We start from the raw sequence: 7,345 nt of genomic DNA on the forward strand, positions 1-7,345 counted from the left end.
TGAACATCGTTAGGCAACTGATTAGAGATGACAAACCATCGATTCTGAAGAGATTGAAAATAAACCCTCAACAATCAGATGATAACGGGGAGCATCTACAGTTTCGACGCTAACTTATCAGTTATCAATTATCAGGTATCAGATATTTCCATTAATTCATTCATTCATTCATTCATTCATTCATTCATAGGTTAGTTGTTTACTGATAACTGTTCACTGTTTTTACTGGTATTGTTATTCCCACTATTTTTAACTGCTTACCTAAGACAAAATTTACTAGTTTCTGACCGCTCACTAAAATTATTTTGTCGGGGCGACGAATCAATTGTTTTGATAACTGTCCAGTTATGCCAGTATGCACGAAGAATCCACCATTAGCTCCTTCTCCTTCAATACAGCATACGAAATCTTTGATGTGTTTTGGGCTAATGTAATCAGCATAACGCTTAACCTGGATTACATAAAGCTTTCCCAAAATCAACACGCGACCATCTATCCCGCCGTCACAGGTGTACCGAAAGTTGCGTTGAATTTGCCACCCCTGTTCAAAGCAGCAAGTGAGTACCAATTCCTCAAAAACGTAGGGTGATATCCTACGCAGTGTGGCGATTACTACTGGTAATTTGGCTAATTGAGTTCTGCTACGAAGCTCAAGTAATACTTGACTAGCGTACTCAATATTATTCAAGTGTTTTTTAAGCTTTTTAGGTAATCTAACCCTTGGTGTTCGCGCTGGGCTTGGTAGTAATTGCTTCTTAAAATTTTTAGCTAAGAAAGCCTTTTGGGTTGCTACTGAGCTTTGTTGTACAGGCTTGTTAAAGTTTTTAGCTAAGAAAGTCTTTTGCGTTGGTGCTGGGCTTTGTCGTACAAAATTTTGAGATGAAATGTCAGACGATTTTGTACTCTTAGGTAGTAATGGCGATTGCTTAAAACTTTGGGAACGATACTTTGACTTTGGCATTGAAGGTGGAAATAATACAAACAGCCAAGCTAGAAAAATTATTCCACCCAGTGCAAACAACAAACCAATGATTAGGATTAGTATCATTTTTACGCTCCCCTTTGATCATGGAACACCCGGATTTCTCACCACACCCCTCAAAGTCTGCGCTTATGCTCTTGAGCAGGTTCGCTAGTAGGAGAGTTCAATGTGCCAAGTTCAATCCCCTCTGCCCAATATTCCCTCAAGCTTGTGAGAAATGCGGGCTTACCTGTGGATATTTCTAAATTGTGATTCTTGTTGAGAATCCTGCTGAATTTGATGATGCATATCAACAACAGATTGAATTTTATCAAGTGCCTGTAACTGTTTCTCACTTACGTTAGGCGATAAAACTCCATCAGTGAGAACAGTCTCGCCGTTTTTGGCACGAACAATTACATTATCGCCAAGGCGTTCAAAATCAAAATTTGTACTTTTAAAACTCTTAGAACCATCAGGGTTATCTTTGCCCAAGATATTCAGCATTGCTTTGACACTCTGTTCAATTGCTTGACCTTTAACATCATCAACAGTAGCCCGTAATTCAGTTCGAGTATTGTCAATAGCTGACTTAACACCCATAAGGCTTTGCTCAATAGTGTTTTTAACACCATCTGCTTGTGTACGCAACTCTTGAGTTAAGTTACCAACTTGTTGATTGAGTTCATTTCTTACACTGTTAGTCTGATATTTAACTTCATCCTTGAAGCTAGTAATTTGTTCATTAATTTGAGATTTAAGTGAAGTAATTTCCTTTCTGAGCTTCGTTACTTCGGGTGTCAGCACATCTAAAAGGCGCTCAAAAACATTCTTGGCAGTTTGTTTTACCTTGTTCTCAACCGTACGCACCCAATTTTGAAGAACCGTATTTTGAACTTGTGGTAAAAACTGTTCATTTACCTGTGACAATGCTTTTTGGGTGTTTTCAATCAACTGTTGCTGCTTCTCCAAGGATTTACTCATTTCGGCAACTTGAGCAGCTAGTTGTGATAAAGATTCGGGTGAAAGCTGTTCTGATTTGATACTATCTACAAGTTTTTGTTGTTCACTTAGTTTTTTCTGCAATACTTGCACTTGTTTTCCTAAAGCTTCTACACTGTAGATTCGCTCATTACTTACAACTTTATTTTTCTGTGATGCCGGAGCTAAACCTAATTTGTCAGTCAGTACTTCTCCATTTTTAATATGGAATACTTTTTCATGACCAATTTTAATAGAAATTGCACCTTGAGAATTTTTTGGGTCAGACAGAGCTTTTTTTAAGTTCTCTACTATCGTTGGTGTTAATAAGTTTTTAGAGGGTGATTCTCCCAATGTTCCTTGATAAACTTTGCTAGAGCTAGAGTAAATATGAACATCCTTGCTGGGATCTAATCCTTTTTCTTTAGCTTTGGCATGGATGAGTTTGAGGAGAGATTCTAAAATTTCTAGATAATCTCGCTTAATCTCTTTAGCTTCACCATCATCAATCATTATTTTCACCTTTGAGAATTGACTGAATTAACACATCGGGATTAATCGCTACTTCTGGTAAAACTATCCCACCGAGTTTATTAAGAACCTGTCTACCTTCAATTTCAATGTAAGCAAATTCTCCATCAATCATCACTGTTATCGATGATGTATTTTTTTCAGCATGAGATGGGACATAATCTTTCAGAACACCATTTAACACAAAAATATTGGCATCATCTGCATCGCCACTATAGACTTCAATACACTCAGGAAGATAGTTAGCATCAAAAGGCAAGTTATCCCAACTATCAGCAGTGTTTAAAATCTCGCTCGGATATTTATCTGCTAGGGCTGCTATATCAGGAGGAAGTTTAGCAATTTGTTTTCTATCATAATCAGAGAACGGGTAAAACTTACTTGGTGACATGAAATTTCTCCTTCGGATTTTCAGCTTTAATTTGATTCCAGATAATATTTACTTAAATCAGACTCGCATATTCTGATAGCTGCTCTTGAGTTTCTATCAAAGGCAACAATTTTAATGCCTCTGCTCGACGAATTCTCATTTCTTCATCTGCTGGAGTTAAGAGAGTAGACTTTTTAGATAAAAACTTTTGAAACTCGTACCAAGCTTTCACACTGTCAGTTTCAGATTGGATTTCATGCTGAGGAATCTTAATTGATTGCAAGATTGGCAAACTTATTTGACCACGAGAACGGAAACCTGGACTAATAATTACTGCTTTCCCCGATGGTAAAGTGTTAAATTGATTGACATCAAATAACTTGCGAGTACTGTTTTGGTCAGAATTAGAAATGCTTGCACCACCCTTACCTCCTGATGAGCGAGAACGTTGCTTGTATTTAATTTCCTCTTCACCTAAAAACTTACTAAATCGTTCGGCGGCTACATCATCTTGGGGATTAAAGAATGCTTTGGTCGCACAACCACCAAATATTGCATTAGTTGTGTTTTCACCATAGGATTCAATCAGCATTGATAAGTTTTGCAAGCCCAGCAGAGAGATTAAGCCATCTTCCCGATTCTGATTCAGCCAATCAACCAGTGCTGGTAAATAAAGAGTAGGTAATTCGTCAATCCCTAATACCAAAGGACAAGTACGTTTGTTAGCTACATTCCGGCTCACTAATAGATGCAGAATCGAGACAAGCAAAGGGGCAATTACATCACGCTTCTCTTTGTTCATCCCGAAAATCACCATCTGCCGTCCCTTCAAATCCAGTGGAATATTAGTTTTTCCACAGAATGCTGCTAATGCCGAGGGAACCATGAAACGGCTGAACAATCCGCTAGCTGTACCCACAATACTAGCTGCTGTTTCTGGCGACCCTGCAACAGATACAAACTGTGCAAAAGCCTCTCTAACCATGAAATTCAGATTTTCTGCTTGCTCAATGCGCTTAACTAACTTTGGCAATCCTAGTATCGCTTGGCACATCATGATATCTGGATACTCTGTGCCCTTTGCCAGCATAAAAACGGCTTGGACTAACTGATCTCCAGCATTGGTGAAAAAGCTATTTCCAGAATCTTTATCACCGAGTTGGAAATTGCGATTGAGTGTAATCGCAAGCTGCCGTGCCATTTCTGAGTCTTCATTACTGCGAAGAAAGTCTATAGGGTTGGCAACTGCTGATTCTGCAAAGCCTGGGGCAAGCACAGTAACTTGATAACCGCGTTCTATCGCATACCCTGCAAGTATTGGAGCTTGCCCTTTAGATGGAGAATCAGCTGATTCCTGGGAGGCGTATTTGAAATCATATAAAGCCAGAGGTAAACCCTGATCAATTACAGAGCGAATCAGGGGATTAATCATTGAAAATGACTTTCCACTCCCTGGGCCACCACAAACTAGGATGCCTCGCTGTGCCTCTGGAAAATAAAGGGTTGTTGAATCTTCAGGGATGCAAGTTCTACGGACACCATTAATAACCTCGCTCGTTATATTCTTGGGAGTTCCCACATACAGCGATACTCGGTTATGCAAGCGTTGCTGGATTTGTTTACACGCCAACTGACGAGCCGCTGTTTTCTCTCTTGTCCCGCCCCACCGCGCTGTCGCTAGCTTGGCAATACCTCCCCTACTATCGATGATTTTGGCGATTACAATCACCGCGCCACAAACGAGTACCCCTAAACCTGCGGGAGAAAACAGCGCTGATTCAAGTCCTGCGGGAATAAATTGATTTGGCTTAACAATAGTGTTTGCGGTTCCTGTCATCGCCCAGTCCCCACAATCACCAAATCATTCTCGCTCACGGGCAACCAGGGAACTGGCCCAATGAAGTAAGGAGTGCAAGTTTTCTGCTGGAATGGCGGTCGCGCACAGATCCTAAAGAACAAGCCAAAGTCGGCAGTCCCCTTCGATTCATTAACTCCAGTTAGCGCTACCTTGAATCCACTACCATAAACCAACCGCCCCGTGGGTTCCTTGCCCCCATTCACGGCGGCTAGAATTCCATAACCACCCAAAACTAGCTGGGATGAACCAGATGCCCAACGCTTACCATACAAGCTACCTTCAGAACCGACAAAATCCCCCATCTCTAAGTATGAGCATTCAATGCTTGGAGGACAGGCGACCTCTTCAGTGCGGTCGCCTCTGACAACGCTGCCAGACACAAAGTAATCATTCCCAGCCCTTGCATCGCCTTTTTCAGCCGCCCCAAGTACAACCGACGCGATACCCACAACATCTATGCCAGAGCTAATAGGCTGAGGCATTTTATCAAAGGGCACTTGACTTAATTTAGGAATTTGATTGACATAAGCTTGCTGCCATGCTTTAAACTTTCCTAATTGAGTTTTGTCCAACCCAGGAATTGAATCAAGCGAATATTTGCTTAGGTCAATCTTATCTAGTGTCAGGTTTGCGACTTGAGGATTTGAGGCTATGGACTGAGAAATAGTGCCGCCGCCGCCGTTCTTGGAGAATAGTTCGGCTAATGGGGGAACTTCTGATAGGCTCAGATTGCTTAATTCAGGCATTGCTTTAACTAATGTTTTTGGCGTTTGCCATTGGATTAATCCAAAGTCTTTGAGGGTGGGTTTGGTGGTTGTGGCTGTAGTGGGCAAAGCCACTGTGCTAATGGACTTTAAGCTCAAGGCAGACATCTTAAAGGCATCATCTGCATCGCCCAACATCACAACAGAATCTACTTTTTGCCCTGCTGTCCACGAACGCGAGGGATCGTATCCAAAAACTGAAATCAGGTTTTTAGGTATCTTTAAAAATCCAGGCTGCTGAACGGGTGGCAAAGTATCCCATGTGATTTTTGACCAGTCGGGGGCAGCAGTTTTGTAATTCCCTTGGGAATGCTCAATTGTCGGGGTAGTTGTCGGTGTCTCTGCGATTGAGGCGGAAAGTGGAACCAGGGAGACGAAAGCAGTCAGTAGAAAGAGTTTAAACTTCATGATTTTAACAACAGTAAGAGTTAATAACTAGGCTGTTACGGAAAATATCAACAATTCATTTCCCCACCTACACAAATAGAGAAACTCGTCTAGTTTTTTACGAAGAAATTTTAACAATTCACTCACAATCGCCCCCATTCAAGTAATTGATAAAAAGTGGTTTTATCGACCTGAGAAAGTGAAATTGCCTCATCTCTTGTCTTGCCACGCCGTAATAGTTTGATAGCATCTTGCACCTTGTTCCATGTGGTAGATCCGGGTTTAACTTGACCTTTGCGCCCAGCTTCTGCTAGCCCAAAAGCGAGAGCATTAGCATCGTTTCTCTGAATCGCACCATTTAGCGTAGTCCCAGGATTGGGGCGCATTAAGGCAACAGGCTGAGGCTTTTGAACTGTTATTGTTTGTGGTGGCGGCGAGGGCTGCGGGAAGTCTGGCGGCGCTGATTGCGGTTTTTCAACTGTTAGCGGTTGCGGCGTTCGCGGACGCGTAATTGGCAATGGGCGCTCCGAATCCGATTTAATCACCAAGCTTGTATAGGCTGGGTTGCCAGTAGCAGGGACTATCTTAAATTGATATTGTTTTTCATTGGTAAGTACTGTAATTTGAGTGCTTCCATTGCTACTAGAGGTAACAGGAAACTTGATCGGGTCAATCTGGCGAAGAAAGATTACAGTCGCTTTACCTCCTGCACATTCAGAATCGCCGCCTGATGACTGGCATAAACCACCGTTTGAGGTAAATGCGAAGCGACTTGGATCGCCAATCCAAACTTGCTTGATAGTTTCCCCAGTGGACATCAAATTAATAGTTAATCCATAGCCTTTCCACACCTTTAATTCGATAGCGTTGGAGTTTGCATCATTCTCGTAAACCGTTCGGATGGGCATTGCTACCACGCTTGAGGCAGTAGCTATTAAGAAGCTTGTAACAATAGCGAGTTTATTTAACATTTTTCCATTTTTACTGGGAACAGGGAAGATAAATTATTGTTGTAGCTTTTTTATAAGAGCAATAATCATTCGGCGGTCATTATCTCAATCTCATGTTAAAAACCATCAGTTTTTCCTGTTCCCTGTTCCCTCATAACGATATTGTTTGATTAACGAATATTTGCACTGGCTTACCAACATCGATCACAAATACTTCTTCTCTACCACTTAACTGTTGAGAACGGGCGACATTTGAACTTTTGATATTATCGAGAACACTATTAAATGCACCCTCTCCAAAAGCGGCGGATAGGTCTTTTTGATCGTTGGTAGTGGAGCTAGTAGAGAAGCCATTAGAGTTACTGCTGACTTGAGTTATGGGGCGATTCTGTACTTCGGCAGCTTTGGCGACTCCTGCAACAATAGCAGAGATGAAATTGTTGCCCAGATTACTGCCTCTGCGAGACTCTGCTTTTAAGAAACCACCATCCTTGGCCATTATCAGAACGGCATTTTCTGGGAGTTGCTTTTCTTGCGTATCGC

General features: G+C 41.6%; 7 protein-coding genes and 1 pseudogene. 1 reads left to right on the forward strand and 7 read right to left on the reverse strand.

Annotated elements, in window-relative coordinates; translation table 11 throughout:
- Positions 1-199: 199 nt before the first annotated feature.
- Complete coding sequence (locus IQ274_RS37160; protein WP_228058634.1) at positions 200-688, reverse strand: restriction endonuclease; 489 nt, start codon at positions 686-688, stop codon at positions 200-202.
- Positions 689-884: 196 nt separating this feature from the next.
- On the opposite strand from IQ274_RS37160, the gene IQ274_RS37165 reads away from it, so the two are divergent.
- On the forward strand, positions 885-1,136 hold the full coding sequence (locus tag IQ274_RS37165; protein ID WP_228058635.1) for a hypothetical protein: 252 nt from the start codon (positions 885-887) through the stop codon (positions 1,134-1,136).
- A gap of 71 nt (positions 1,137-1,207) precedes the next feature.
- On the opposite strand, the gene IQ274_RS35945 is transcribed toward IQ274_RS37165, so the two are convergent.
- The 6 genes and pseudogenes from IQ274_RS35945 to IQ274_RS35970 form a co-directional block, all read right to left on the reverse strand.
- A complete protein-coding gene (locus tag IQ274_RS35945) occupies positions 1,208-2,455 on the reverse strand; it encodes a hypothetical protein (RefSeq protein ID WP_194145203.1) in 1,248 nt (415 codons plus the stop codon).
- Complete coding sequence (locus IQ274_RS35950; RefSeq protein WP_194145204.1) at positions 2,448-2,864, reverse strand: hypothetical protein; 417 nt, start codon at positions 2,862-2,864, stop codon at positions 2,448-2,450. The genes IQ274_RS35945 and IQ274_RS35950 overlap by 8 nt, the downstream gene beginning before the upstream one ends.
- Before the next feature lie 52 nt (positions 2,865-2,916).
- Complete coding sequence (locus IQ274_RS35955) at positions 2,917-4,680, reverse strand: type IV secretory system conjugative DNA transfer family protein (protein ID WP_194145205.1); 1,764 nt, start codon at positions 4,678-4,680, stop codon at positions 2,917-2,919.
- Complete coding sequence (locus IQ274_RS35960; protein WP_194145206.1) at positions 4,677-5,873, reverse strand: hypothetical protein; 1,197 nt, start codon at positions 5,871-5,873, stop codon at positions 4,677-4,679. The genes IQ274_RS35955 and IQ274_RS35960 overlap by 4 nt, the downstream gene beginning before the upstream one ends.
- 122 nt (positions 5,874-5,995) lie before the next feature.
- Entirely contained in the window at positions 5,996-6,823 is an 828-nt protein-coding gene (locus tag IQ274_RS35965; protein WP_194145207.1) for a hypothetical protein, read from the reverse strand.
- Between the two features lie 130 nt (positions 6,824-6,953).
- Positions 6,954-7,345, reverse strand: a pseudogene (locus IQ274_RS35970) (hypothetical protein); the annotation flags it as partial.

Origin of the sequence: Nostoc sp. LEGE 12447 (assembly GCF_015206985.1) — a bacterium.
Classification (GTDB): Bacteria; Cyanobacteriota; Cyanobacteriia; order Cyanobacteriales; family Nostocaceae; genus Nostoc.

Coding starts and splice junctions, on each gene's coding strand:
- IQ274_RS35965 (WP_194145207.1), bottom strand. CDS start 6,823: ATGTTAAATAAACTCGCTATTGTTACAAGCTTCTTAATAGCTACTGCC.
- IQ274_RS37165 (WP_228058635.1), top strand. CDS start 885: ATGTCAGACGATTTTGTACTCTTAGGTAGTAATGGCGATTGCTTAAAA.
- IQ274_RS35945 (WP_194145203.1), bottom strand. CDS start 2,455: ATGATTGATGATGGTGAAGCTAAAGAGATTAAGCGAGATTATCTAGAA.
- IQ274_RS35955 (WP_194145205.1), bottom strand. CDS start 4,680: ATGACAGGAACCGCAAACACTATTGTTAAGCCAAATCAATTTATTCCC.
- IQ274_RS35960 (WP_194145206.1), bottom strand. CDS start 5,873: ATGAAGTTTAAACTCTTTCTACTGACTGCTTTCGTCTCCCTGGTTCCA.
- IQ274_RS35950 (WP_194145204.1), bottom strand. CDS start 2,864: ATGTCACCAAGTAAGTTTTACCCGTTCTCTGATTATGATAGAAAACAA.